This window comes from Enterococcus phoeniculicola ATCC BAA-412 (assembly GCF_000407505.1).
GTDB lineage: Bacteria > Bacillota > Bacilli > Lactobacillales > Enterococcaceae > Enterococcus_K > Enterococcus_K phoeniculicola.
Window position 1 is genome coordinate 107,866 of sequence record NZ_ASWE01000005.1, and the last position, 25,863, is coordinate 133,728.

The window sequence follows — 25,863 nt, forward strand, 5'->3', positions numbered from 1 at the left end:
TCCTCTAGAAGCTCTTAGATTTAAAAATATGTAGTCAAATTTGTTTTATTCTACTTAAAAGGGTATAATAGAGTGTATGTTTATCAGAGAAAATGAGGGATGCTAATTGAAACAAAAAGTCATTTTGAAAACAGATTACATGACTTTAGGACAAGTGCTAAAAGAAGTGAATGTTATTAGTAGCGGCGGACAAGCAAAATGGTACTTGGCAGAGCATACAGTGTTTGTCGATGGTGAACCTGAAAATCGGCGAGGTCGCAAGCTATACCCAGGCATGATGCTGGAAATACCTGATGAAGGTACTTTTTTTATGAAAAAAAAGGAAATGACGTCTGATGAAGCTGAGTAATATCCACCTTAAAAATTATCGTAATTATGAAGAGTTGTCGTTAACTTTTTCAAAAAATTTAACGATTTTTTTAGGTGAAAATGCTCAAGGAAAGACCAATATTTTGGAAAGTATCTATGTTTTAGCAATGACTAGAAGTCATAGAACAACGAATGAGCAAGAATTGATTCAATGGGAAAAAGATCAGGCCTATATAACTGGAACCGTTCAAAAAAAAACAACAAAGACACCGTTAGAATTAACTTTGTCAAAAAAAGGACGGAAAACGAAAATCAATCATATTGAGCAAAAACGATTAAGCAGTTATGTTGGTCAATTAAACGTGATTTTATTTGCGCCTGAAGATCTTTCCTTAGTAAAAGGAAGTCCTCAGCTAAGAAGAAAGTTTCTGGATATGGAAATAGGACAGATTGATCCCATTTATTTGTTTGATCTTGTTCAATATCAATCTGTCTTAAAACAGCGAAATCAATATTTAAAACAATTAGCTGAAAAAAAACAAACAGATTTGATATATTTAGATATTTTGACAGAACAGTTGGCAGAGTTTGGCGGAAAAGTTTTATTTGCCCGAAAAAAGTTTGTTAAACGGTTAGAATTTTGGGCGAACTCGTTGCATCAGCAAATCAGTCATCAAAAAGAGCAACTCCGCATTTCTTATGTAGCGACGGTTCCATTTGAAGAAGAGGCGACAGCAGAAGAAATTCAAGGCACTTTTTTGCAGGAGCTTCAACGAAATCGTAAAAAAGAATTATTTAAAGCTTCCACCTTTATCGGGCCTCATAGAGATGATTTACAGTTTTTTGTTAATGAACAAAATGTTCAAACCTATGGCTCACAAGGACAACAGCGGACAACAGCTTTGAGTATTAAATTAGCTGAAATTGATTTGATGAAAGAGGAAACGGGCGAATACCCGATTTTACTTTTAGATGATGTAATGAGCGAGCTAGATGATTCTAGACAGCTGCATTTATTGGAAACAATTGAAGGAAAAGTACAAACTTTTTTGACTACAACTACGCTTGATCATGTAAAAAATAAAATGACTGTTGAACCCGAAATTTTTTATGTTCATCAGGGAGAAATAAAAGGAGCAGAGACTGAATGACAGAAGAAGAAAAAAGTTTAGTAGAACGCGCCAAAGAATATGATGCCAGTCAGATTCAAGTTCTAGAAGGCTTAGAGGCCGTTCGAAAACGTCCAGGGATGTATATTGGTTCAACGAGTGGTGAAGGACTACATCATTTAGTATGGGAAATCGTTGATAACTCAATCGATGAAGCCCTAGCAGGATTTGCGACATCCATTCATGTTATTGTAGAAGAAGATAACAGTATTACCGTTATTGATGATGGTCGTGGGATTCCTGTTGGGATTCAAGCAAAAACAGGAAGACCTGCCGTTGAAACAGTCTTTACTGTTCTACATGCCGGAGGAAAATTTGGCGGTGGCGGATATAAAGTATCTGGAGGACTGCACGGTGTGGGTTCTTCTGTTGTAAATGCATTGTCATCTGTCTTGGATGTAAAGGTCTTTAAAGAAGGCAAAATATACTTCCAAGAATACCAGCGTGGCGTGGTTATGAATGATTTAAAAGTCATCGGTGATACTGACCGACATGGGACAGAAGTTCATTTTATCCCTGATTCAGAAATTTTTACTGAAACAACAGAATTTAACTTTGAAAAACTAGCAACACGGATACGAGAATTAGCTTTCTTAAATCGCGGACTGCATATTTCAATTGAAGATCGCCGTGAAGAAAAACCTGTTCTTCGTGAGTATCACTACGAAGGTGGGATTAAGAGTTATGTTGAGCATTTAAATGCCAATAAAGATGTTATTTTTCCAGAGCCTGTCTTTATTGAAGGTGAGCAGCAAAACATTATCGTTGAAGTGTCTATGCAGTACACGGACGGTTATCATTCAAATATCTTAAGCTTTGCTAATAATATTCATACCTATGAGGGTGGAACACACGAATCTGGTTTTAAAACATCATTGACTCGTGTGATTAATGATTATGCACGTAAGCAAAAACTGATGAAAGAAAATGACGAAAACTTAACAGGAGAAGATGTTCGTGAAGGGTTAACAGCTGTTATCTCTATCAAGCATCCAGATCCACAGTTTGAAGGTCAAACAAAAACGAAGCTAGGAAACTCTGAAGTTCGTACAGTAACTGACCGCTTATTCTCAGAACACTTTGGAAAATTCCTAATGGAAAATCCAACAGTAGGTCGTCAAATTGTCGAAAAAGGAATGCTTGCTTCTAAAGCACGTCTTGCAGCAAAACGAGCACGTGAAGTAACACGTCGTAAAGGCGCATTAGAAATTAGTAATTTGCCAGGGAAGCTTGCTGACTGTTCAAGTAACGTTCCTGAAAAATGCGAACTGTTCATCGTCGAAGGGGATTCTGCCGGTGGATCTGCAAAACAAGGGAGAAATCGTGAATTCCAAGCGATTTTACCTATTCGTGGGAAAATCCTGAATGTTGAAAAGGCAAGTATGGATAAAATTTTAGCCAATGAAGAAATTCGTTCACTGTTCACAGCGATGGGAACTGGTTTTGGCTCAGATTTTGATGTCTCAAAAGCTCGTTATCATAAGCTCGTTATCATGACCGATGCCGATGTGGATGGCGCTCACATTCGTACATTACTATTAACGTTATTTTACCGTTATATGCGTCCAATCGTTGAAGCAGGCTATGTTTATATTGCGCAACCACCATTATATGGCGTGAAGCAAGGAAAAAATATTACCTATGTTCAACCAGGAAAAACAGCAGAAGAAGATTTAAAACAAGTAATGAGTGAATTACCTGCTAGTCCTAAAGCAACGGTTCAACGATACAAAGGGCTTGGGGAAATGGATGACCATCAGTTATGGGAAACCACGATGGATCCAGAACGCCGCATGATGGCACGTGTAAGTGTTGATGATGCAATTGAAGCCGATCAAATTTTTGAAATGTTAATGGGAGACAAGGTAGAACCTCGTCGTGCGTTTATTGAAGAAAATGCCCATTACGTGAAGAACTTAGATATTTAATCTTGAAGGAGGAAATTTCGTGAGTGAAGAAATGAAAGAAAATATCCATGACGTCAATCTGACGAGTGAGATGAGAGAATCCTTCATCGATTATGCTATGAGTGTTATTGTTGCTCGTGCACTGCCAGATGTTCGTGACGGATTAAAGCCAGTTCATAGAAGAATTCTTTATGGAATGAATGAACTAGGTGTGACACCAGATAAGCCACATAAGAAATCAGCACGTATTGTTGGGGACGTTATGGGTAAATACCATCCTCATGGTGATAGTGCGATTTATGAATCAATGGTTCGGATGGCGCAACCGTTTAGTTATCGCTATATGCTAGTGGATGGTCATGGAAACTTCGGTTCAGTCGATGGCGATGGCGCAGCGGCTATGCGTTATACCGAAGCAAGAATGAGCAAGATTGCGATGGAAATGTTGCGTGATATCAACAAAAATACGGTTGATTATCAAAGTAACTATGATGATACAGAAAGAGAACCTAATGTATTGCCTGCTCGTTTCCCCAATTTGTTAGTGAATGGGACAACAGGGATTGCAGTTGGGATGGCAACAAATATTCCTCCACACAATTTAAATGAAGTGGTTGCTGCGGTGAACCTGTTAATGGACAACCCAGAGGTAACAACTAACGAATTAATGGAAGTATTACCTGGACCAGATTTCCCTACAGGTGGATTGGTTATGGGAAAATCAGGCATCAGAAAAGCGTATGAGACTGGGAAAGGTTCTATCACCATTCGTGCAAAAGTAGACATTACAGAAATGCCCAATGGAAAAGAACGAATTTTAGTTACTGAACTTCCTTATGTTGTTAATAAAGCAAAATTGATTGAACGTATTTCTGAGCTGCATCGTGAAAAACGTATTGAAGGAATTACAGATCTTCGCGATGAATCTTCACGTGAAGGTATGCGAATTGTCATCGATGTTCGTCGGGATGTTAGTGCCTCAGTTATCTTAAACAACTTGTACAAAATGACGTCGTTACAGACTTCATTTGGGTTTAATATGTTAGCTATTGAAAATGGCGTGCCAAAAGTTTTAAGCTTAAAACAAATTCTTGAAAATTACATCAAACATCAACAAGAAGTAATCGTTCGTCGTACCGAATTTGATAAGCAAAAAGCAGAAGCAAGAGCACATATTTTAGAAGGTTTACGTATTGCCTTAGATCACATTGATGAAATCATCCGGATTATCCGAAGTGCAAAAGCAGAAGATGAAGCAAAGAAAACATTAATCGAACGCTTTGATTTCTCTGATCGTCAAGCACAAGCAATTTTGGATATGCGTCTACGTCGTCTAACTGGTTTAGAACGTGACAAGATTGAAAATGAGTACCAAGAATTATTAAAATTTATTGCTGATTTGAAAGATATTTTGGCACGTCCTGAACGTGTTACTGAAATTATCAAAACAGAATTAGGTGAAATCGGCGCACGTTTTGGTGATAAACGGAGAACAGAGCTTCTTGTAGGTGAAGTGTTGAGTCTTGAAGATGAAGACCTAATCGAAGAAGAAGAAATCGTGATTACGTTAACGAACAATGGCTACATTAAGCGTGTTGCAAATAGTGAATTTAGAGCACAGCGACGTGGTGGACGCGGGGTTCAGGGAATGGGCATTCATAATGACGACTTTGTGAAAAACCTTGTCTCATGTTCTACGCATGATACGTTATTATTCTTTACGAATAACGGAAAAGTGTACCGTGCAAAAGGCTATGAAATTCCAGAATATGGACGAACAGCCAAAGGTATTCCAGTGATTAACCTGCTTGGAATCGATTCGGCTGAGAAAATCCAAGCGATTATCGCAGTGGAAGGACAAGCTGAGGATGGACATTATCTGTTCTTTACAACTCGTCTAGGTACAGTAAAACGTACAACTGTTACAGCGTTCTCTAATATCCGAAGTAATGGATTAATTGCTATTGGATTGAAAGAAAATGATGAGCTAGTAAACGTCTTGTTGACGGATGGAAATGCAAACATCATCATTGGGACACATGCAGGCTATTCTGTAACCTTCAAAGAAGAAGTTGTTCGCGACATGGGACGTACTGCTTCAGGCGTTCGTGGTATCCGATTAAGAGAAGACGACTACGTTATCGGAGCAGCAACCATGGATGAAGACAAGGAAGTTCTTGTGATTACTGAAAATGGTTATGGAAAACGAACAAAAGTTTCCGAATACCCAGTAAAAGGTCGTGGGGGTAAAGGAATTAAGACCGCAAATATTACACCGAAAAATGGTCCATTGGCTGGATTAACTACCGTAACAGGTGAAGAAGATGTAATGTTAATTACAGATAAAGGTGTCATTATTCGATTTAGCGTAGGTACAGTTTCTCAAACAGGCCGTTCCACATTAGGTGTTCGTCTGATGAAGATGGAAGCTGAAGCAAAAGTGGTTACAATGGCCATTGTTGCACCAGAAGAAGAGGAAGTTATTGAGGAAGTCATTGTTGAGGCTGAAGAAACAGTCCAAGACATAGAAGAAACAGAAACAATTCAAGAAGTAGAAGAAACAGAAGAATAGAGTATTTCTGAGCGACCGATAGAATTCTATCGGTCGTTTCTTGTGTCTTTATCCCCAAGAAAAAAGTAAAAACGTACCTAGTCCCAAAGATTTGGGGAGAACCCGAAAGCAATCAACGTTGAAAGACACTCTTAAGTGTTTCCAATCATCATCGTGAATGACTTCTGATTGCTGTAAATCACGGAAGTTTCACTTCCGATGATGCACAGTACCTACTCGGTGCTGCAAATCCACGAATTTTCACTTCCGATGATGCACAGTACCTACTCGGTGCTGCAAATCCACGAATTTTCATTTTCGATGAAGCAGAGTACCTACTCGGTGCTGCAAATCCACGAATTTTCATTTTTGATGAAGCAGAGTACCTACTTGGTGCTGCAAATCCACGAATTTTCACTTCCGATGAAGCAGAGTACCTATTCTCGGAGCTGAACACTTCTGTCCCTCCTCTCATAAACAGATAGAAATTCCTAAGCTCATTCACCCTGAAAGAGGAAAGTGAATGAGCGTAGTTTTCGTATAATTGAGTGAAGCTGCTTAATATAAAAGAGAAAAATTAAGTAGTTGGCTGTTAACATTTTACGATGGAGAGCTGTGTTACTTTCTTATTATGTTATTTTATCTTTATAAGAATTTTTTCTACTAATGGCTCAGATACACCAGACTACCAGATAGTCAAATCTTGGCTAGCCAACCTTCAATTGCTAAATCTGTGATGGAATCCCTAGTTAAATAAAGCAAAAAGAAAGAATCTTTTATTTTATTTATGATATGATAAATAAAAACAAATGAAAGAAAAAGAAAGTAGGATTTACATGGATGAAAAGCCGGTTTTGTTTGCAGAAGAAAGAAAAAAAGTCATTTTAGATCTGCTAGACAACCAGGAGCGTGTTGAGGTAGCTGATTTAGTTGAACGATTCAATGTATCAGGGAGTACAATTCGTACCGATATGAGAGAGTTGGAAAAAGAAAATAAACTAATCAGAACCCACGGCGGTGCTATTGGAAAGCCTAGAGAAAATCGTGAAGATAATCCAAAAGTCAGAATGTTGACAAAAGAAAAAATAGCTATTGCTAAATACGCAGCAGGCTTAATTCAAGAAGAAGATTCAATTGTTATTGATACAGGTACATCCTGTCTGGCATTTACTGAGGAACTGGTAAAAAGAGATCTTGATAAAGTGAAGGTGCTTACTTACGATTTACAAATTGCTACAATATTAAGTGAAAAAACCAATTTTGAAATTTATTTTATAGGTGGATTAGTAAGAAATAAATTTCAATATGTCGCAGGAGAATCAGCATTAAATGAAATTAAAGAGTTTGTGGTAGATAGAGCAATAATAAGTACGACTTCTTTTGACGTAAAACATGGGTATTCTACGCCGAATGTTGGAACAGGGCAGATAAAACAAGCGGTATTGTCAATAGCTAAGCAAAAAATAATGTTGTGTGATTCAGCTAAATTTGGGAAAAAAAGCTTTAAACTATTTGCTAAACCAGAGAATATAGACATATTAATTACAGATAAAAAATTATCTACTAAACAATTGAATGAGTTAAATTTAGCTTCCATTAGTTTTGTAACAACCTAAAATCTATAAGATAAAAAGAGGATTGATTTTATGTAAATAAAATCAATTCTCTTTTTTTACGGCTAAACAAAAGTAAGTGAGCGTTATTTATCTTTTGTTTTCTTTTGTATGTTGACAAAATGAAAGTGGATGGTAAAATGAAAGCGTAATAAATAATAGATAGCTGAAAATTAGGAGGAACCAATTATGTCATTCGATTTAAGTGTAGAGGAATTTGCAAAGTTAGTAGATCATACGTTATTAAGAGCAGATGCAAGAGAAGAAGAATTTAAACAATTATGTAAAGAAGCAGATGATTATGGTTTTAAAATGGTGGCAATCAATTCGTCACCAGTGGGATTATGTCGCGAATTCTTAAAAACAAGTTCAGTACATGTTGGGGCAGCAATTGGATTTCCTTTAGGTCAAACAACGATAGCGACAAAAGTATTTGAAGTAAAAGATTCAATTAAAAATGGTGCAGATGAAATTGACTACGTCATTAATATTGGTGAATTGAAGAATGGTAATGTAGAGTACATCCGTCAAGAAATGAAAGAAATTGTAGAGTTGAGTCGTAAAAATAATATTTTAAGTAAAGTTATTTTAGAAAACTGCTATTTAACAGATGAAGAAAAAATAACAGTTTGTGAGATTGCAAAAGAAATAAAACCCGATTTTGTTAAAACGTCAACTGGTTTTGGAACATCAGGAGCAACAGTTGAGGATGTTAAATTAATGAAATCAATTGTTGGAAATGATGTAAAAGTAAAAGCTGCAGGTGGAATTCGTGATTTAGAAACAGCCAAATCAATGGTTGAGGCAGGAGCAGAACGTCTAGGAACAAGCTCAGGTATTAAAATTATTGAAGAATACAAAGCATTGGTTTGAGGAGGTCGTTAGAGATGAAACTAAGAGAGATTATGGATGAATCTTTGATGCAACTGAAGATAAAGGCAACCGAAAAAGAAGAAGCTATTTATGAATTAACTTCTTTATTGGAAAAAGAAAATCGTTTAAATGACAAAGATATTTATATTAAAGCGGTACTTAAAAGAGAAGCTGAAAGTACAACAGGCATTGGTTTTGGTGTTGCTATTCCACATGGAAAGTCATCAGCTGTTAAAGAGCCCTCTCTTTGTTTTGGTCGAAGTACAGAAGGAATCACGTATGATTCAATGGATGGAGAAGTAGTCCATATGGTATTTCTAATCGCTGTACCAGAGGATTCGGATAATCAACATTTACGAATATTAGCTCAGCTATCAAGAAAGTTGATGCATGATGATGTTAGAAAAAAAATCATGAATGCTCAAACAAAAGAAGAAATTTACACTATTATTGACGGGTGAAATAGATTAGAAAAAATAATATTTGAACAAGAGGAGGCAAACTAATGAAAATCGTTGCAAATACTTCCTGCTCAACAGGCATCGCTCACACTTATATGGCGGCTGAGAATTTAGAAATCGCGGCTAAAGAAAAAGGATATGAAATCAAGGTAGAAACGCAAGGCTCTATTGGTGCAGAAAATATATTAACTTTAGAAGATATTCAGGCTGCGGATGCAGTTGTTATTGCTGCAAGTACATCTGTAAATAAAGACCGCTTTTATGGAAAGCGCTTAATTGAGGTCGATGTAAATGAAGGAATTAATAATGGGTTGGAACTACTAGAAAAAGCACTAGTTGCTCCTGTTTATAAAGCAGGAGAAAAAGAAGCTGAGGAAAAACAAGTAAAGACGAGTAAATCAGGTATTTATAGTCATTTAATGACAGGTGTCTCATACATGATTCCTTTTGTTGTAACTGGAGGAATATGTATTGCGCTAGCATTTGCCTTTGGTGGAATTAATGCGAAAGGAGATCTTGCTCAAAGTATTAACGAATTTGGTGGAATTGCCATGGGATTGATGTGGCCTATTTTGGCAGGATATATTGCATTTTCCATTGCAGATAGACCAGGCTTGGTACCAGGGATGTTGGCCGGCATGTTGGCGAGTAGTATGAATGCAGGGTTTTTAGGAGCATTATTGGGTGGTTTTTTAGCTGGCTATACAATTATTTTGTTAAAGAAGGTGTTGAAATTGCCTTCAGCCTTTTCAGGATTGTTACCTGTATTAATCCTTCCAGTTCTTTCAAGTCTGTTTGTTGGGTTCTTGATGAAATTTGTGATTGGGATACCTATTACAGCTATTAATGAAGGGATTATGAACTGGTTAAATAGCCTAAGTGGTGTTAATTCAATATTACTTGGTCTTCTCTTGGGTGCGATGATGGCAATTGATTTAGCAGGGCCAATTGGAAAAGCAGCTTACTTCTTTGGTGTAGCTTCACTGACTAATCTGGGCGCAGGAGAAACAAGTGAAATTATGGCAGCTGTCATGATTTCAGGGATGGTTCCTCCTTTAGCTATGGCATTATCATCAACTGTACTGGGGAAAAATATTTATACGAATGAAGAAAGAGAAGCTGGTAAAACAGCATGGGTATTAGGTTTATCATTTATTTCAGAAGGGGCCATTCCTTTTGCTGCAGCGGATCCTTTTAGAGTGCTTGCCTCAGTAACGGTTGGTTCCGCTATTACGGGTGCGTTATCAATGCTATTTAAATGTGGGATTGCAGTACCTCACGGCGGATTTTTCATCTTCTTTATTCCTGGCTCTATAACAAATATTTTAATGTATATTGTAGCACTTGCTGTAGGAACAGTTATTAGCGGCGTGTTGGTGACAGTTCTAAAGACTCAAGCTGGAAGAAAAGCAAGTACGTTATAAAAATTATATTTTAGGAGGATGCAGTTGTGGAAACGCTTAATGTATGTTTGATTGGGACTGGTCGTGCAGGAATGATTCATGGTAGAAACATGGCTAAAAAAATTGAAGGGGCTAAATTGATTGCTTTATGTGATCCCTCACCAGAAAATTTAAAAAACGCACAGATCGAGTTAGGTGTGGAATATATATACACTAACTATCAAGAAGCCTTAAAAAATGAAGAAATTGATGCGGTTATTGTTGTTACACCGACTGCTTATCATAAAGAAATTGTTATTGCTGCAGCTAATGAAAAGAAACATATTCTATGTGAGAAACCATTAGCAATGGATGAACAAGAATGTTTAGATATGATCAAAGCGGCAGATAGGAATAACGTGAAATTACAAGTTGGATTTATGAGACGTTTTGATGAAAGTTTCCAAGAGGCTAAAAAAATTGTTGATTCTGGAGCAATCGGAGATGTTGTGATGATTAAATCATTAACTCATGGACCGAGTGAACCAAAACCTTGGATGTTTGATATTTCTATAAGCAGTGGTCCGATCGGGGAAGTAAATAGCCATGACTTAGATACATTAAGATGGTTTTCTGGAAGTGAAGTTAGCAGTATTTATTCAATTGGCGGGAATTTTAGGTCTCCTGAAGTTAAAGAAAAATTTCCAGATTATTATGATACCGTAGCAATGAACTTGACTTTTGATGATGGTAAATTAGGCTTCATTGAAGGGGCACAATATGTTCAGTATGGATATGATGCACGAACTGAAATTTTAGGAACAAATGGAAGTATTTTAGTTGGTGATCAAGGAAAGCATAAACTCTCTATTGCAACAAAAGACGGAGAAATTAAACGTCCGGCAATGCATAGTTGGACCTACTTATTTAAAGATGCTTATGTATCTGAAGACCAAGCATTTATAGATTGTATTAGGAATGATACTGAACCGCTTGTCACAGGGTACGATGGATTAATGGCGGTGAAACTTGTAAGAGTCGGGTTACAGTCGCTACAAGAAAAAAAAATCGTATTAGTAGATGAAAAAGGAGAAGAATAAACATGAAAGCTGCACAACTACTAGGGAAAGAAAATCTTAAAATAAATGAGGTTGTAAAACCTACAATCACACATAAAGAAGTATTAATTAAAGTAAAAGCTGCTTCAATTTGTGGTACAGATGTTCGTATGTATAAAAATGGGTATCAAAATGTTGACGAAGCACATCCGTTAACCTTAGGGCATGAAGTAGCAGGCGTTATTGAAGAAATTGGTTCATCTGTTTTAGGTTATAATAAGGGAGATAGAGTTGCAATTGCACCTAATATGGGCTGCGGGACTTGTGATCAATGTGTTAGTGGAAATACTCATCTATGTGAAACGTATGAAGCTTTTGGTATCAATATACAGGGTGGATTTGCAGAATATCTGGTTGTTCCTGAAAAAGCTATAAGACAAGGGAATATAACTATGCTAGATGATAAAATAACCTTCGAGGAAGCGGCACTAATTGAACCGTTCAGTTGTGTGTTCAATGGTCAAGAAATAGCAGGTGTTCATTCAGGCGATACTGTTTTAGTCGTTGGTTCTGGGCCAATTGGGATTATGCATGCTATGCTTGCCTTTAGTAAAGGTGCTGGAAAAGTTATTATGAATGACTTACATGAGGAAAGATTACATGCAGCCAAAGAATTAGTTCCAGAATTAGTAACAATGACAAGTGAGAACTTAGAAGAAAAGATCAAGACAGAAACAAATAACAAAGGAGTTGATTTATGTATTATTGCAGCACCTGCTCCGCAAGCCCAAGAAGCAAGTTTTAACTATATGGCGATGAATGGACGTTTGCTGTTCTTTGGTGGCTTACCAAAAGGAAAAGAAAAGGTGTCATTAAATACTAATATTTTACACTATAAACAATTACGTGTTTTTGGTTGCACAAGAGCAAGTTTATCTAGTTACCGTACATCTGAAAAACTGGTAAGTAGTGGCAGAGTCCCTCTAGGAAAACTAATTACAGGTCGCTATTCAATTGATGCATTCGACAAAGCATTAGATAATGCGATTCATGCAGTAGGATTAAAAAATGTGATTGTATTTGATTAATCGATAAATAAAATAGATAAAATGAGTGAGTGTTCTGTGGAGACCTTCAATTCTTAAAGTGTCTTGCTTATAAAGAGTGTTGAGAGCGAAACGAAGAGAGGAGTTTTCTTCTCCACAGTTTATTAAAATTTTAGAGGGTGGGCCATAACTTAGATAGTTATAGCTTACCCTCTAAAATTTTTTTGTCGGTGAAAAATGATTTATCATAAATTCTAGAGTTTTTTAAATCAATGAACATTACAAAAACTATGAGGGATTCATGAAGTAAAAAGAATTCCTTTCTCTCTTAAAAGGAAGTGGATTTAGGAATAAATTTTTATTTAAGGACAGAAAAGAATCTAACGATAGGCATTGCAAGAAAGCTCTATTTGCGTTAAAGTAGGAGAAGAATGTGTGAAACATTTTCCTGTTTCACAAGAGAAAGGAAACCATATGACACCTGAAGAATTTCAACGGGCATTAGCCAAACACGAGATTGAATTATCAGAGGAACAAATGCAGCAGTTTGATCGCTATTTCCATCTATTAGTGGAGTGGAATGAGAAAATGAATCTGACAGCTATTACTGATAAAAAAGAAGTGTATTTGAAACACTTTTATGATTCGTTAACTCTTTCGTTTTCACAAGACTTTTCTCAGAAAATGTCTTTGTGCGATGTAGGATCGGGTGCAGGATTCCCTAGTATCCCATTAAAAATAGTATTTCCAATGTTAACTATTTCTATTGTTGATTCATTAAATAAGCGAATTACTTTTTTGACCGAATTAGTCAAAGAATTAAACTTAGAGGATGTACACCTTTACCATGATCGTGCAGAAATGTTTGGACAAACAAAAGAAATACGAGAATCCTTTGATTTTGTGACTGCAAGAGCAGTTGCTCGATTAAATGTACTAAGTGAATTATGTCTGCCTTTAGTCAAAAAAGATGGGTATTTCTTTGCTTTAAAAGCAGCTAAAAGTGATGAAGAGCTGAAAGAAGCGAAGCCAGCTATTGCAACTTTAGGTGGGAAATTTATTGAAGAACGTTCGCTTCGTCTACCCATTACAGAAGATGAGCGTCACATTTTAGTGATTCAAAAGAAAAAAGAAACACCAAAAAAATATCCAAGAAAACCAGGATTGCCGAATAAGCAACCACTGAAATAGGAGGAAACTCGATGGCACGGATTATCTCTGTCGCAAATCAAAAAGGTGGGGTGGGTAAAACTACAACCACTGTGAATTTGGGTGCATGTTTAGCATTCAATGGAAAAAAAGTTTTACTTGTTGATATTGATGCACAAGGAAATGCTACAAGTGGGATTGGCGTTCGCAAACCAGATGTAGATCATGATGTATATGATGTGCTGGTTAACGAGACACCTATCAAAGAAACGATTCTATCAACTACTCGTGAGAACTTGGACATTGTTCCAGCAACGATTCAGTTAGCTGGGGCAGAAATTGAGTTAACCTCAATGATGGCAAGAGAATCACGTTTAAAAAGTGCATTAGCTGAAGTGGAGGATATCTATGATTTTATTTTGATTGATTGTCCACCGTCATTAGGTCATTTGACAATTAATGCTTTTACTTCTAGTGACTCTATCTTGATTCCTGTTCAATGTGAGTATTATGCGTTAGAGGGATTAAGTCAGCTGTTAAATACTGTCCGTTTAGTTCAAAAGCATTTTAACCCAGAATTGAAAATCGAAGGGGTTCTTTTAACCATGTACGACGCACGGACAAATTTAGGTGCAGAAGTAGTGGAAGAGGTGCGAAAATATTTCCGTGAAAAAGTGTATGATACAATCATTCCAAGAAATGTACGTTTATCAGAAGCTCCTAGTCATGGATTATCTATTATTGATTACGATCCACGTTCAAAAGGTGCAGAAGTGTACCTATCTTTAGCAAAGGAAGTGCTAAATCGTGAGCAAGAGTAAAGGCTTAGGTAGAGGAATTGATGCGTTATTTCAAGATATTGCCAGCTTAGAGGAAGTCGATGTTCAAAAAGAATCGGTTATTGAGATTCCATTAAATGAACTGCGTCCAAATCCTTATCAACCACGTAAAACATTTGATGAGGCGTCTCTACAGGAGTTGGCGAACTCCATTGAACAGTCAGGTGTGTTTCAGCCGATTATCGTTCGAAAGTCTGCTGTAAAAGGATATGAAATTATTGCAGGGGAACGTCGGTTTCGTGCATCAAAATTAGCAAATAAAGAAGCAATTCCTGCTATCGTTCGAGAATTTAATGAAGAAGCGATGATGCAAGTTGCCGTACTGGAAAACTTACAGCGTGAAGACTTAAATCCTTTAGAAGAAGCAGAAGCATACGAAATGCTGATGAAAAATCTGAAGCTGACACAAGCAGAAGTAGCAGAACGATTAGGGAAAAGTCGTCCATACATTGCTAATTATCTAAGATTATTAACCTTACCTGATTTAGTCAAAGAAATGGTTCAAGATGAGCGTCTTTCAATGGGACAAGCACGTACATTGCTAGGCTTAAAAGACAAGCATCTAATCTTGAAATTGGCCAATCGTGTAGTGAAGGAAAATTTAACTGTTCGTCAATTAGAACAGCTAGTCAGCGAATTGAATGAAAACAAAGGGCAGGAAAAGAAAAAAGTCCCTCGTTTATCACAAGAAAAACCGTATTATCTTCGTGAAAGCGAAGATCGCTTGATGGATAAGTTTGGAACAAACGTTGAAATTCAAGAAAAAGACGGAAAAGGAAAAATCGAAATTGAGTATTTATCTCAATCAGATTTAACACGTATTTTAGATATTTTAAATATTCGCTTTGATGAAGCATAGGAGGAAAGCTTATGTATGATTTAGGGGATATTGTTGAAATGAAAAAACCACATGCCTGCCAAACCAATCGTTGGGAGATTATTCGCATGGGTGCAGATATAAAAATAAAATGTTTGAATTGTGGGCATATTGTGATGATGCCACGTCGTGAATTTGAAAAGAAAATGAAAAAGTTACTAGAAAAAAAAGCGTAGAAAGAGTGAAGTTACTATGGCACTAACAGCCGGAATCGTTGGCTTACCGAATGTCGGAAAATCAACTTTGTTTAATGCAATTACAAAAGCAGGAGCAGAAGCTGCAAATTATCCATTTGCGACGATTGATCCTAATGTTGGAATGGTAGAAGTTCCTGATTATCGTTTACAAAGACTAACTGAGTTAGTGAAACCAAAGAAAACAGTTCCTACAACATTTGAATTTACAGATATTGCCGGGATTGTTCGCGGAGCAAGTAAAGGAGAAGGTTTAGGAAACCAATTTTTAAGTCATATCCGACAAGTAGATGCTATTTGTCACGTTGTTCGTTGTTTTGATGATGACAATATTACCCACGTTGAAGGTCGAGTAGACCCGTTAGAAGATATCGATACAATTAATCTAGAATTAGTACTGGCAGATTTAGAGTCTATTAACAAACGCTACACACGTGTTGCAAAAGTAGCGAAGACAAAAGATAAAGATGCAGTAGCTGAGCTAGCTGTGTTAGATAAAATTAAACCAGTTTTAGAAGAAGGAATCTCTGCTCGTTCGATTGAATTTACAGAAGAAGAACAAAAAATCGTGCGCAGTTTATTTTTACTAACAACAAAACCTGTTTTGTATGTTGCAAATGTGTCAGAAGACGAAGTGGCAGATGCAGAAAATAATCACTATGTGCAAGCAGTTCGCAATTTTGCGTCAACTGAAAACGCTGAAGTCATCATTATTTGTGCAAGAGCAGAAGAAGAAATTGCTGAGTTAGATGAAGAAGATAAAGCAGAATTTTTAGAAGCTTTAGGAATTGAAGAATCTGGGTTGGATCAATTAATTCGTGCAGCGTATGATTTACTAGGGTTAGCGACTTACTTTACTGCAGGTGAGCAAGAAGTTCGTGCGTGGACATTCCGTAAAGGGATGAAAGCTCCTCAAGCAGCTGGAATTATCCATACAGACTTTGAGCGAGGCTTTATTCGTGCCGAAACTGTTTCATTTGAAGATTTGAGTAAATACGGTAATATGCAAGCGGCAAAAGAAGCAGGTCGCGTACGTTTAGAAGGAAAAGAATACGTTGTTCAAGATGGCGATGTCATGTTGTTCCGATTTAATGTATAAAAGCTATCAAGTTTCTAAAAAAATGTGGTAAAATAGCTTTTGTGAATTCTGTTGTATAGGAACAATGGCGAAGGAGGACAAATCGAAATGGAACCAGAAAAACTACGAGAAATCGTCAGTGAAAATCGCAGTCTGGAAACGAAGCTAACAAAACGTAACCAACAATATATCTTCGATTTAAAAAAAGCACTAGCAGCTGCGAATTTAAGCGAAGAAGAAAAAACTTTAGCATTACATGATATCCTGCCAGTTTTAGTAGAAGAACAAAAGGGTGGGAAGACAGCTAGACAATTGTTTGGAACTGTTTCTGAACGAACAGAAGCGATTATCAGCAAACCTCAAAAACCAAAATCATCAAGCCCATGGACTATGTGGTTAGATAATACTTTGTTAATCTTTGGAATCTTTAGTATTATGATTTCATTTATGGCGCTCATTTCACGTGGTGCTCAAGTTACTTATGGATTAACAACACTCGTGTTGAGTTCGGCAATTGGTGGTTGGGTATTTTATTTAATGTATAAATATATTTACCGATTTGAACAACCAGGTGCAGACCGTAGTCAAAAGCCAGGTATGTTTAAGTCGATGGCGATTATTGTAGGGACAACTTTGCTGTGGGTACTTTCATTAGCAGCTACAATGATGCTTCCACCAGTAGTGAATCCAATTCTTGAGCCGATGATTGTGATTGTTTTAGGCGCAATTGTTTTAGCAGTTCGTTACTACTTAAAGAAAAAATACAATATTGTGGGCAGTTTGTCAGTACCACGAAACAGATAGAAGAGAAAGTCAGAATCCAGTTTTGCAGGGTTCTGATTTTTTGTATTCTAGAGTTCATACAGATACTGTATTTCAATTAATCGATTGTTGTAATTAGGTTAAAAGAAAGAATAGATGAGAAATAAAGGTCCAAACGTTGAACAAGAAAAAATAATCTAAAAGCTGAAAGTAAAGAGTGAATAATTTTGGCAAAAAGCTATAGATATCAATAAATACCGAATGTTCGGATGCATTTAAAAGAAAAAAATTATAATCAACTCATTAGTGTTGACTTGAAACAAAGAATCTGTTATTTTCATATATAAAATTAAATAAGAGGAGTGGTACAAAAAATGTCCAACTGGGAAACAAAGTTCGCGAAAAAAGGGTTAACTTTCGATGATGTCTTATTGATACCTGCAGAAAGTCACGTGTTACCAAACGAAGTGGATATGAGTGTAAAATTAGCAAAAAATATTACGTTAAACATTCCAATTATGAGTGCAAGTATGGATACTGTCACTGACAGTAAAATGGCTATCTCAATGGCTCGTCAAGGTGGATTAGGTGTGATTCATAAAAATATGAGTATCGCCCAACAAGCCGATGAAGTGAGAAAAGTAAAACGTTCAGAAAGCGGCGTTATCATTGATCCGTTCTTTTTAACTCCTCAAAATCTTGTTGCGGATGCAGAGCAATTAATGAGCAAATATAGAATTAGTGGTGTGCCAATTGTTGAGACAATGGAAAACCGTAAGCTGGTTGGGATTATTACAAACCGGGATATGCGCTTTGTCACAGACTATCAAATACTTATTTCAGAAGTGATGACCAAAGAGAACCTTGTGACTGCCCCAGTAGGTACCTCTCTGAAGGATGCAGAAAAAATTCTTCAACAACATAAAATCGAAAAATTACCTATCGTTGATTCAGATGGTCGCTTAAGCGGATTAATCACCATTAAAGATATTGAAAAAGTGATTGAATTCCCAAATGCTGCAAAAGATGGGCATGGACGTTTACTTGTTGCCGCAGCTGTTGGTGTTACAAGTGATACTTTTGAACGAGCACAAGCACTATTAGATGCAGGGGTAGATGCGATTGTCATTGATACCGCTCATGGACATAGCGCAGGCGTAATTCGAAAAATTAAAGAAATTCGTGACACATTCCCAGATGCTACATTAATTGCCGGAAATGTTGCAACGGCAGAAGCAACAAAAGCACTGTATGATGTAGGTGTTGATGTTGTAAAAGTCGGAATTGGACCTGGTTCAATCTGTACTACACGTGTCGTTGCAGGTGTGGGTGTTCCTCAATTAACTGCTATTTATGATGCAGCATCAGTTGCTCGTCAATATGGAAAAGCAATTATTGCGGATGGCGGAATTAAATATTCAGGAGATATCGTAAAAGCTTTAGCAGCAGGTGGACATGTAGTGATGTTGGGAAGTATGCTCGCTGGAACGGATGAATCTCCAGGTGAATTTGAAATTTATCAAGGACGTCGTTTCAAAACATATCGTGGAATGGGCTCATTAGGTGCTATGGAAAAAGGATCAAGTGATCGTTACTTCCAAGGTGGTGTGAATGAAGCGAACAAGCTTGTTCCAGAGGGGATTGAAGGACGTGTCGCTTATAAAGGAAGCGTATCAGATATCATCTTCCAAATGATTGGTGGATTAAAATCAGGAATGGGTTACGTAGGTGCTGCGAATTTACAGCAATTACGTGATGAAGCACAATTTGTCCAAATGAGTGGAAATGGGTTAAAAGAATCACATCCTCATGATGTACAAATTACAAAAGAAGCACCAAACTATTCCGTAGAATCTTAAAAAAGTGAGATCAAGCATAAAGAGAAATTTTTGAAAAGATTTATTGAGTTTTTTCAACATCAGCTCTTCCTGTGCTTGATCTTTTTTGAAAAATCTAACACATTCCAAAAACAGCTCCAGAAGTCAGTTTTTTTCTAACTTCTGGAGCCGTTTTATTTAATGGCAGTGGTTTGTTAGCTAATAATTTTTAGTCCGCCCATATAAGGAACAAGCACTTCAGGGATTGTTACCGTGCCGTCTTCATTTTGATAGTTTTCCAAAACAGCAGCAACTGTCCGACCAACTGCTAGACCAGAACCATTTAATGTGTGGGCATAGTTTGTTTTCCCTTTTTCATCGCGGTAACGAATCATTGCGCGACGTGCTTGGAAATCCTCGCAGTTTGAACAAGAGCTAATTTCACGATAAGTATCTTGTGCTGGAATCCATACCTCTAAATCGTAAGTTTTCGCTGCAGAGAAGCCCATGTCACCAGTAGACAATGCCAATACTCGATAAGGCAGGTTTAATTTTTGTAGAATAGCTTCTGCATCATTTGTCATTTTTTCCAACTCATCATATGAGTGTTCTGCATCGCTAAATTTCACCATTTCTACTTTATTAAACTGATGTAGACGAATTAGACCACGTGTATCTCGACCCGCACTGCCTGCTTCTGAACGAAAAGCTGGACTTAATGCAGTAAATTTAATTGGCAAATCTTGTCCATCTAAAATTTCATTATTATAGTAATTTGTTAGAGGAACTTCTGCTGTAGGGATTAAAGTTAAATCCGTGTCGGCCAATTGAAAAACATCTTCTTTAAATTTTGGAAATTGACCTGTACCAAACATAGAATGACTATTGACCGCATAAGGAGTCATCATTTCAGTATACCCATGTTCGTAAATATGTTGATCCAACATGAAATTATACAATGCACGTTCAAGTCTCGCACCAAGACCTTTATAGTAGACAAAGCGACTACCAGAAACTTTTGCTCCGCGTTCAAAATCTAATATATCTAAATTTTCCGCAACTTCCCAATGAGGTTTTGGCTCAAAAGCAAAATTTCTAGGCTGACTCCAACGACGAACCTCGACATTGTCCTCTTCATCTTTTCCAACAGGGACAGACGGATGAGGTAAATTAGGCAATGTAGTAGAAATCACACGAAGCTGTTCATCAATTTCGTTGATTTCTACATCTAAGGCCTTAATTTCTCCGCCAACTGTTTTCATTTCTTGAATTTTATCACTTGCATCTTGTTTTTCACGCTTTAATTCAGCAATTTTTGTAGAGACATCATTTCGGTACTTTTTCAGTTCTTCACTCTTTACTAGTAGTGCACGACGGCTCTCATCTAAACGAAGAAACTCAACGAGCACTTCTTCTTTCACCCCACGTGTTTGTAGCTTTTCTTTCACATCATCAAAGTTTTGACGAATCATTTTTACATCTAACATCTTTTTTCCTCCTCGTAGAAAATAATTAGTTCAGAAAAGATAAAACAAAAAAACTATTTCATTCCAAAAAAATATCTTTCTTGGGACGAAATAGTTTGAATTCGCGGTACCACCCAAGTTCAGTTAAAAAAACTGCCCTTGTAAACAGGATAACGGTTGTTTGCCGATATAACTTACTCATTGTTTTCGTTATATTTCTTTCGTGAAAAGTGGATTCCAAACGAACTACTATTGACTTTCACCAACCGTCAACTCTCTAAAAATAGGGTCGTAAGTACTATCTTTTCTGAATCTTATTATCTACTAGTATAGTGAAAGAAGAATTGATTGTCAATTTCCATATATAAGTAGTAAAAAATGCAACATGCAGAAGGCCCTAAAGGCACTTACTACATGTTGCTGAATTTTCATATAAAGACGCTACTTAAAATAGACCAGTAAAAAAGCACCTCTTATTTTCGTAGTCCTCTTTTTTTCTTGGTATCAGAAAGTGTTTCTTCGGTATCAAGCTCTTCTGGATTGTTTCTAGTCACAGGGAGATGCATAATAAATGCTGTCCAATTTGTATCTGATTTTGCATAGATATAGCCGCCATGCAGAGCAATAATACTTTGAGCAATCGCTAAACCTAACCCAGTACCACCAGTTTCTTGAGAACGAGATTCTTCTACTCGATAAAAACGGTCAAACAAAGAATCAAGTGCCCGTTTTGGAATCATGGCTCCGTCATTTTTCACAGTTATTACTGCTTCTGTTCCTACTTTTTCTACCTCAATGATAATATGTTTGGCTCCTTTTCCATATTTTAATGCATTGGAAAGGAGATTGTTAAACACTCGAACTAATTTTTCAGTATCTCCATCCATAATAAAATGCTCAGGAGAAGAAACAACATGTATTTCAATTTGTTTTTTAGATGCTTCTAATTCAAAATCAGCTGCTAGTTGTTCAACCAGCTGTGTCATATCAAATGAAGTAATATTAATTGGGACAGAAGGCTGACGAACTTTTGTATATTCAAATAAATCTTCTACTAAAACCTTCATCTGTTTTGCTTTTACATAAGCAGTATGTGTGTATTTTAGCAAATCTTCCTGAGAGTGGAACTGGCGATCTTCAATTAATCCAAGATAACCTATAATAGAAGTTAGAGGTGTACGAATATCATGGCTGACATTTGTAATTAGCTCATCCTTGGATTTTTCAATTCGTCGTTCATCTTCAATTGCTGCAACTGTGCTGTCCACCAATCCATTAATACTAGAAACGACTCGACTCAAATCTCCACTCAATTCAAACGGAATCCGATGGTCATAATTTCCATTTGCAATATAGTGAAGTTCACTAATGATATGACGAAGCTGCATTTGTCGATAGCGACGAATTAATCGCCAGTAAAGAACTGCCATATCAACTAAAAAGAAAGCTGGGACAAAAAAGTTTCGGAAACTAAGAAAGAAATCTGTATTCATTTGATTGGCAAAAGCGTTCTTTGTTCCCCAAATAGCATTCTCTAGAGAGGGGGAGTTTCGAACGACAGAATCCAACACAACCAAAATTGCAACATTTAATAGAAGTAATAAAACAACAGTGACGATTCCTTCTGCTAAAAGTTCACTTATTTCTTTTGAGGTAAGTGTAATCCGCTTCTTTTTTTCCTGTAACACTTTTCTTTTACCTTGCATCAATTTTATAACCAACTCCCCAAACGGTTTGAATGACTTTCTCTCCATCAGTGGCTTCTTCAATTTTATCTCGCAGATGGCTCACGTGAACCATAACTGTTTTCGCAGAAACAATGCTTTCTTGTTTCCAAACACGTTCAAAAATCTCATCTGCACTAAACACACGGTTTGGGTGACTAGCGAGTAAGTACAAAATCCCAAATTCTAAAGCAGTTAATTGTATTTCTTTTCCATCAATTGTTTTCACTTCGTGTGAATCCTTATTAATGATTAATGAATGAACTTCTAAAATATCAGGTTGTTCAGGTGTCACTTGCATTTTTGTTCTTCGAAGTAACGATTTTACACGAGCCATCACCTCTAGTGGATTAAACGGTTTAGTTACATAATCATCTGCTCCAGCAACTAGTCCTTTTATTTTATCCATATCTGTAGTTTTTGCAGTAAGCATGATAATTGGAATTTGAGATTCTTTTCGTAGTTCTTTTACCACTTGCATCCCATCCATAATAGGCATCATAATATCCAGTATTAAAAGCTCAATATCAGGAATTGTTCGAATTTTAGATAATGCATCTTTTCCATCATAAGCCTTTACAGCTTCGTAACCTTCATTGTGTATATAGATACTCAGTAATTCAACAATTTCTTTATCATCATCAGCAACTAAAATTTTCATAAGTAAACCTCCATTATATTATGTTGTCAGCTCTATTCTATCAAAAAAAGCGACATTTGGATAAATACAGCAACTAATTAATGAAAATTTAGAAGTAAAGCAATGAATTCTTTTATGTATAGGAAATCAAACGAACGTTATCTGAAGAAAAAGATCATATATGGAAATAAAAAACGTAAATTACGAACAAATAAAATAGGAAATAAATAATTAATCGTGTTAATGAAAATGTTGGTAAATCAACGTTTTTTTTGTTGACGAATCCCCAAATAGTTGATATATTATTATGTGTTCGCGTGAATGTTTTTTCATTCGTAAGCGCGAATAAAATTTTGAAAAAAACTTTTCAAATAGTTCTTGACGTTGAAGATTCAACGTGATAGAATAACAAAGTCGCTCGAGAGAGATGACGGGATAACAGTTGATAAATCAATAAAATTTATTTAAAAAAGTTGTTGACAAATAACAACGAACCTGTTATTCTAATTAAGTTGCTGAAACAAGCGCGTGACTTTCTGAAAAGAAGTCAGAAAAAACTTTTGTAAAAAACAGTTGACAATCACTTGTCTAACTGATATGATATAAAAGTTGCTGAAACAGCACGGTAGACCTTTGAAAACTGAACAAAGTAAGACAAACCAAATGTGTAGTGTGCACTTGATTTATCAAGTCACAAACATTTAACAAGCAAGCAATATGCTAGCAAACAAATTGAGCTTAACAATCGAAAGATTGTTCTAACTTTTATTATGAGAGTTTGATCCTGGCTCAGGACGAACGCTGGCGGCGTGCCTAATACATGCAAGTCGAACGCTTTTTCTTTCACCGGAGCTTGCTCCACCGAAAGAAAAAGAGTGGCGGACGGGTGAGTAACACGTGGGTAACCTGCCCATCAGAAGGGGATAACACTTGGAAACAGGTGCTAATACCGTATAACAATTGGAACCGCATGGTTCTAATTTGAAAGACGCTTTCGGGTGTCACTGATGGATGGACCCGCGGTGCATTAGCTAGTTGGTGAGGTAACGGCTCACCAAGGCCACGATGCATAGCCGACCTGAGAGGGTGATCGGCCACACTGGGACTGAGACACGGCCCAGACTCCTACGGGAGGCAGCAGTAGGGAATCTTCGGCAATGGACGAAAGTCTGACCGAGCAACGCCGCGTGAGTGAAGAAGGTTTTCGGATCGTAAAACTCTGTTGTTAGAGAAGAACAAGGATGAGAGTAACTGTTCGTCCCTTGACGGTATCTAACCAGAAAGCCACGGCTAACTACGTGCCAGCAGCCGCGGTAATACGTAGGTGGCAAGCGTTGTCCGGATTTATTGGGCGTAAAGCGAGCGCAGGCGGTTTCTTAAGTCTGATGTGAAAGCCCCCGGCTCAACCGGGGAGGGTCATTGGAAACTGGGAGACTTGAGTGCAGAAGAGGAGAGTGGAATTCCATGTGTAGCGGTGAAATGCGTAGATATATGGAGGAACACCAGTGGCGAAGGCGACTCTCTGGTCTGTAACTGACGCTGAGGCTCGAAAGCGTGGGGAGCAAACAGGATTAGATACCCTGGTAGTCCACGCCGTAAACGATGAGTGCTAAGTGTTGGAGGGTTTCCGCCCTTCAGTGCTGCAGCTAACGCATTAAGCACTCCGCCTGGGGAGTACGACCGCAAGGTTGAAACTCAAAGGAATTGACGGGGGCCCGCACAAGCGGTGGAGCATGTGGTTTAATTCGAAGCAACGCGAAGAACCTTACCAGGTCTTGACATCCTTTGACCATTCTGGAGACAGAACTTTCCCTTCGGGGACAAAGTGACAGGTGGTGCATGGTTGTCGTCAGCTCGTGTCGTGAGATGTTGGGTTAAGTCCCGCAACGAGCGCAACCCTTATTGTTAGTTGCCATCATTTAGTTGGGCACTCTAGCGAGACTGCCGGTGACAAACCGGAGGAAGGTGGGGATGACGTCAAATCATCATGCCCCTTATGACCTGGGCTACACACGTGCTACAATGGGAAGTACAACGAGTCGCGAAGTCGCAAGGCTAAGCTAATCTCTTAAAGCTTCTCTCAGTTCGGATTGTAGGCTGCAACTCGCCTACATGAAGCCGGAATCGCTAGTAATCGCGGATCAGCACGCCGCGGTGAATACGTTCCCGGGCCTTGTACACACCGCCCGTCACACCACGAAAGTTTGTAACACCCGAAGCCGGTGAGGTAACCTTTTGGAGCCAGCCGTCTAAGGTGGGATAGATGATTGGGGTGAAGTCGTAACAAGGTAGCCGTATCGGAAGGTGCGGCTGGATCACCTCCTTTCTAAGGAATATTACGGAAACTACACACGTTTGTTAACCTTTGTTCAGTTTTGAGAGGTTTACTCTCAAAACTTTTGTTCATTGAAAACTGGATATTGAAGTAAAAAAGAATCAAAACAAACCGAGAACACCGCGTTGAATGAGTTTTTTAAGAAGTTCAATTGCTTATTTTCTTGATGACGCTCCTATCGCTAGGAAAACGAGTCAAAACCCAACCGTAAGGTTGATAAGGTTAAGTGAATAAGGGCGCACGGTGGATGCCTTGGCACTAGGAGCCGATGAAGGACGGGACTAACTCCGATATGCTTTGGGGAGCTGTAAGTAAGCGATGATCCAGAGATTTCCGAATGGGGAAACCCAGCATTTTTAGTAGAATGTTACTTTCCAGTGAATACATAGCTGGTTAGAGGTAGACGCAGAGAACTGAAACATCTAAGTACCTGCAGGAAGAGAAAGAAAATTCGATTCCCTGAGTAGCGGCGAGCGAAACGGGAAAAGCCCAAACCAACAAGCTTGCTTGTTGGGGTTGTAGGACTCCGATATGGTAGTTCTTTCAGATAGTCGAATGACTTGGAAAAGTCAGTCAAAGAGGGTAAAAACCCCGTAGACGAAATTTGGAAGGC

The 25,863-nt window shown here is 37.6% G+C and carries 21 protein-coding genes, 2 rRNA genes and 1 other annotated feature; of the genes, 19 read left to right on the forward strand and 4 right to left on the reverse strand.

What is annotated here, in order from left to right:
* Nucleotides 1–106: 106 nt before the first annotated feature.
* Genes yaaA through gyrA form a run of 4 tightly spaced genes read left to right on the forward strand, consistent with a single transcriptional unit; the run spans nt 107 to nt 5,957 of the window.
* Complete coding sequence (gene yaaA, locus I589_RS16720; protein ID WP_010766791.1) at nt 107–349, forward strand: S4 domain-containing protein YaaA; 243 nt, start codon at nt 107–109, stop codon at nt 347–349.
* Nucleotides 336–1,460 carry a DNA replication/repair protein RecF gene (recF, locus tag I589_RS16725; RefSeq protein ID WP_010766790.1) on the forward strand — a complete coding sequence of 375 codons (1,125 nt, stop codon included), beginning with the start codon at nt 336–338 and terminating at the stop codon, nt 1,458–1,460. The genes yaaA and recF overlap by 14 nt, the downstream gene beginning before the upstream one ends.
* Nucleotides 1,457–3,406, forward strand: a complete 1,950-nt coding sequence (gyrB, locus tag I589_RS16730; RefSeq protein ID WP_010766789.1) for a DNA topoisomerase (ATP-hydrolyzing) subunit B — start codon at nt 1,457–1,459, stop codon at nt 3,404–3,406. The genes recF and gyrB overlap by 4 nt, the downstream gene beginning before the upstream one ends.
* Nucleotides 3,407–3,425: 19 nt before the next feature.
* Nucleotides 3,426–5,957 (forward strand): DNA gyrase subunit A, encoded by a 2,532-nt coding sequence (gene gyrA, locus I589_RS16735; protein WP_010766788.1) that lies wholly within the window; start codon nt 3,426–3,428, stop codon nt 5,955–5,957.
* A gap of 178 nt (nt 5,958–6,135) precedes the next feature.
* Here gyrA and I589_RS16740 read toward each other — a convergent pair whose 3' ends face one another.
* Entirely contained in the window at nt 6,136–6,393 is a 258-nt protein-coding gene (locus I589_RS16740) for a hypothetical protein (RefSeq protein ID WP_016250115.1), read from the reverse strand.
* A 379-nt stretch (nt 6,394–6,772) separates the two neighbouring features.
* On the opposite strand from I589_RS16740, the gene I589_RS16745 reads away from it, so the two are divergent.
* The 13 genes from I589_RS16745 to guaB all read left to right on the forward strand — a co-directional run bounded on the left by I589_RS16745 (nt 6,773) and on the right by guaB (nt 19,127).
* Entirely contained in the window at nt 6,773–7,552 is a 780-nt protein-coding gene (locus tag I589_RS16745; protein WP_010766786.1) for a DeoR/GlpR family DNA-binding transcription regulator, read from the forward strand.
* 186 nt (nt 7,553–7,738) lie between these two features.
* Entirely contained in the window at nt 7,739–8,422 is a 684-nt protein-coding gene (gene deoC, locus I589_RS16750) for a deoxyribose-phosphate aldolase (RefSeq protein ID WP_010766785.1), read from the forward strand.
* Nucleotides 8,423–8,436: 14 nt separating this feature from the next.
* Nucleotides 8,437–8,883 carry a PTS sugar transporter subunit IIA gene (locus tag I589_RS16755; protein ID WP_010766784.1) on the forward strand — a complete coding sequence of 149 codons (447 nt, stop codon included), beginning with the start codon at nt 8,437–8,439 and terminating at the stop codon, nt 8,881–8,883.
* Nucleotides 8,884–8,927: 44 nt separating this feature from the next.
* Nucleotides 8,928–10,307, forward strand: a complete 1,380-nt coding sequence (locus I589_RS16760; RefSeq protein ID WP_010766783.1) for a PTS fructose transporter subunit IIC — start codon at nt 8,928–8,930, stop codon at nt 10,305–10,307.
* A gap of 26 nt (nt 10,308–10,333) precedes the next feature.
* Nucleotides 10,334–11,365, forward strand: a complete 1,032-nt coding sequence (locus tag I589_RS16765; protein ID WP_010766782.1) for a Gfo/Idh/MocA family oxidoreductase — start codon at nt 10,334–10,336, stop codon at nt 11,363–11,365.
* Nucleotides 11,366–11,367: 2 nt separating this feature from the next.
* Nucleotides 11,368–12,411 carry an alcohol dehydrogenase catalytic domain-containing protein gene (locus I589_RS16770; RefSeq protein WP_010766781.1) on the forward strand — a complete coding sequence of 348 codons (1,044 nt, stop codon included), beginning with the start codon at nt 11,368–11,370 and terminating at the stop codon, nt 12,409–12,411.
* 432 nt (nt 12,412–12,843) lie between these two features.
* Complete coding sequence (rsmG, locus tag I589_RS16775; RefSeq protein WP_034685561.1) at nt 12,844–13,560, forward strand: 16S rRNA (guanine(527)-N(7))-methyltransferase RsmG; 717 nt, start codon at nt 12,844–12,846, stop codon at nt 13,558–13,560.
* A gap of 11 nt (nt 13,561–13,571) precedes the next feature.
* Nucleotides 13,572–14,339: a ParA family protein gene (locus I589_RS16780; RefSeq protein WP_010766779.1), complete on the forward strand. Its 768-nt coding sequence runs from the start codon at nt 13,572–13,574 to the stop codon at nt 14,337–14,339.
* The gene (locus I589_RS16785; RefSeq protein ID WP_010766778.1) at nt 14,326–15,216 is read left to right on the forward strand and encodes a ParB/RepB/Spo0J family partition protein; all 891 of its coding nucleotides are present in this window, start codon (nt 14,326–14,328) and stop codon (nt 15,214–15,216) included. Before I589_RS16780 ends, I589_RS16785 begins: the two co-directional genes overlap by 14 nt.
* Before the next feature lie 11 nt (nt 15,217–15,227).
* Complete coding sequence (locus tag I589_RS16790) at nt 15,228–15,410, forward strand: DUF951 domain-containing protein (protein WP_010766777.1); 183 nt, start codon at nt 15,228–15,230, stop codon at nt 15,408–15,410.
* Nucleotides 15,411–15,426: 16 nt separating this feature from the next.
* Nucleotides 15,427–16,527: a redox-regulated ATPase YchF gene (gene ychF, locus I589_RS16795; RefSeq protein ID WP_010766776.1), complete on the forward strand. Its 1,101-nt coding sequence runs from the start codon at nt 15,427–15,429 to the stop codon at nt 16,525–16,527.
* Nucleotides 16,528–16,614: 87 nt separating this feature from the next.
* A complete protein-coding gene (locus tag I589_RS16800) occupies nt 16,615–17,310 on the forward strand; it encodes a DUF1129 domain-containing protein (protein WP_010766775.1) in 696 nt (231 codons plus the stop codon).
* Nucleotides 17,311–17,642: 332 nt separating this feature from the next.
* The gene (gene guaB, locus I589_RS16805; protein ID WP_010766774.1) at nt 17,643–19,127 is read left to right on the forward strand and encodes an IMP dehydrogenase; all 1,485 of its coding nucleotides are present in this window, start codon (nt 17,643–17,645) and stop codon (nt 19,125–19,127) included.
* Between the two features lie 173 nt (nt 19,128–19,300).
* Here the strand turns inward: guaB and serS are convergent, their stop codons facing one another.
* From serS to croR, 3 genes are all read right to left on the reverse strand, one after another.
* Nucleotides 19,301–20,572, reverse strand: coding sequence for a serine--tRNA ligase (gene serS, locus I589_RS16810; RefSeq protein ID WP_010766773.1), 1,272 nt, complete (start codon nt 20,570–20,572; stop codon nt 19,301–19,303).
* Nucleotides 20,573–20,650: 78 nt separating this feature from the next.
* Nucleotides 20,651–20,872, reverse strand: a binding site (T-box leader).
* A 152-nt stretch (nt 20,873–21,024) separates the two neighbouring features.
* Nucleotides 21,025–22,257 (reverse strand): sensor histidine kinase, encoded by a 1,233-nt coding sequence (locus I589_RS16815; RefSeq protein ID WP_245561637.1) that lies wholly within the window; start codon nt 22,255–22,257, stop codon nt 21,025–21,027.
* Nucleotides 22,247–22,936: a response regulator transcription factor CroR gene (gene croR, locus I589_RS16820; protein ID WP_010766771.1), complete on the reverse strand. Its 690-nt coding sequence runs from the start codon at nt 22,934–22,936 to the stop codon at nt 22,247–22,249. The genes I589_RS16815 and croR overlap by 11 nt, the downstream gene beginning before the upstream one ends.
* Before the next feature lie 745 nt (nt 22,937–23,681).
* Here croR and I589_RS16825 point away from each other — a divergent pair.
* Nucleotides 23,682–25,241 (forward strand): 16S ribosomal RNA (locus tag I589_RS16825).
* Between the two features lie 229 nt (nt 25,242–25,470).
* A 23S ribosomal RNA gene (locus I589_RS16830) occupies nt 25,471–25,863 on the forward strand; the annotation flags it as partial.

Excerpts from the sequence above, each read along its gene's own strand:
- recF (WP_010766790.1), top strand. The coding sequence starts at position 336 with ATGAAGCTGAGTAATATCCACCTTAAAAATTATCGTAATTATGAAGAG.
- gyrB (WP_010766789.1), top strand. The coding sequence starts at position 1,457 with ATGACAGAAGAAGAAAAAAGTTTAGTAGAACGCGCCAAAGAATATGAT.
- I589_RS16745 (WP_010766786.1), top strand. The coding sequence starts at position 6,773 with ATGGATGAAAAGCCGGTTTTGTTTGCAGAAGAAAGAAAAAAAGTCATT.
- deoC (WP_010766785.1), top strand. The coding sequence starts at position 7,739 with ATGTCATTCGATTTAAGTGTAGAGGAATTTGCAAAGTTAGTAGATCAT.
- I589_RS16755 (WP_010766784.1), top strand. The coding sequence starts at position 8,437 with ATGAAACTAAGAGAGATTATGGATGAATCTTTGATGCAACTGAAGATA.
- I589_RS16760 (WP_010766783.1), top strand. The coding sequence starts at position 8,928 with ATGAAAATCGTTGCAAATACTTCCTGCTCAACAGGCATCGCTCACACT.
- I589_RS16770 (WP_010766781.1), top strand. The coding sequence starts at position 11,368 with ATGAAAGCTGCACAACTACTAGGGAAAGAAAATCTTAAAATAAATGAG.
- rsmG (WP_034685561.1), top strand. The coding sequence starts at position 12,844 with ATGACACCTGAAGAATTTCAACGGGCATTAGCCAAACACGAGATTGAA.
- I589_RS16780 (WP_010766779.1), top strand. The coding sequence starts at position 13,572 with ATGGCACGGATTATCTCTGTCGCAAATCAAAAAGGTGGGGTGGGTAAA.
- I589_RS16790 (WP_010766777.1), top strand. The coding sequence starts at position 15,228 with ATGTATGATTTAGGGGATATTGTTGAAATGAAAAAACCACATGCCTGC.
- ychF (WP_010766776.1), top strand. The coding sequence starts at position 15,427 with ATGGCACTAACAGCCGGAATCGTTGGCTTACCGAATGTCGGAAAATCA.
- I589_RS16800 (WP_010766775.1), top strand. The coding sequence starts at position 16,615 with ATGGAACCAGAAAAACTACGAGAAATCGTCAGTGAAAATCGCAGTCTG.
- guaB (WP_010766774.1), top strand. The coding sequence starts at position 17,643 with ATGTCCAACTGGGAAACAAAGTTCGCGAAAAAAGGGTTAACTTTCGAT.
- serS (WP_010766773.1), bottom strand. The coding sequence starts at position 20,572 with ATGTTAGATGTAAAAATGATTCGTCAAAACTTTGATGATGTGAAAGAA.
- I589_RS16815 (WP_245561637.1), bottom strand. The coding sequence starts at position 22,257 with ATGCAAGGTAAAAGAAAAGTGTTACAGGAAAAAAAGAAGCGGATTACA.
- croR (WP_010766771.1), bottom strand. The coding sequence starts at position 22,936 with ATGAAAATTTTAGTTGCTGATGATGATAAAGAAATTGTTGAATTACTG.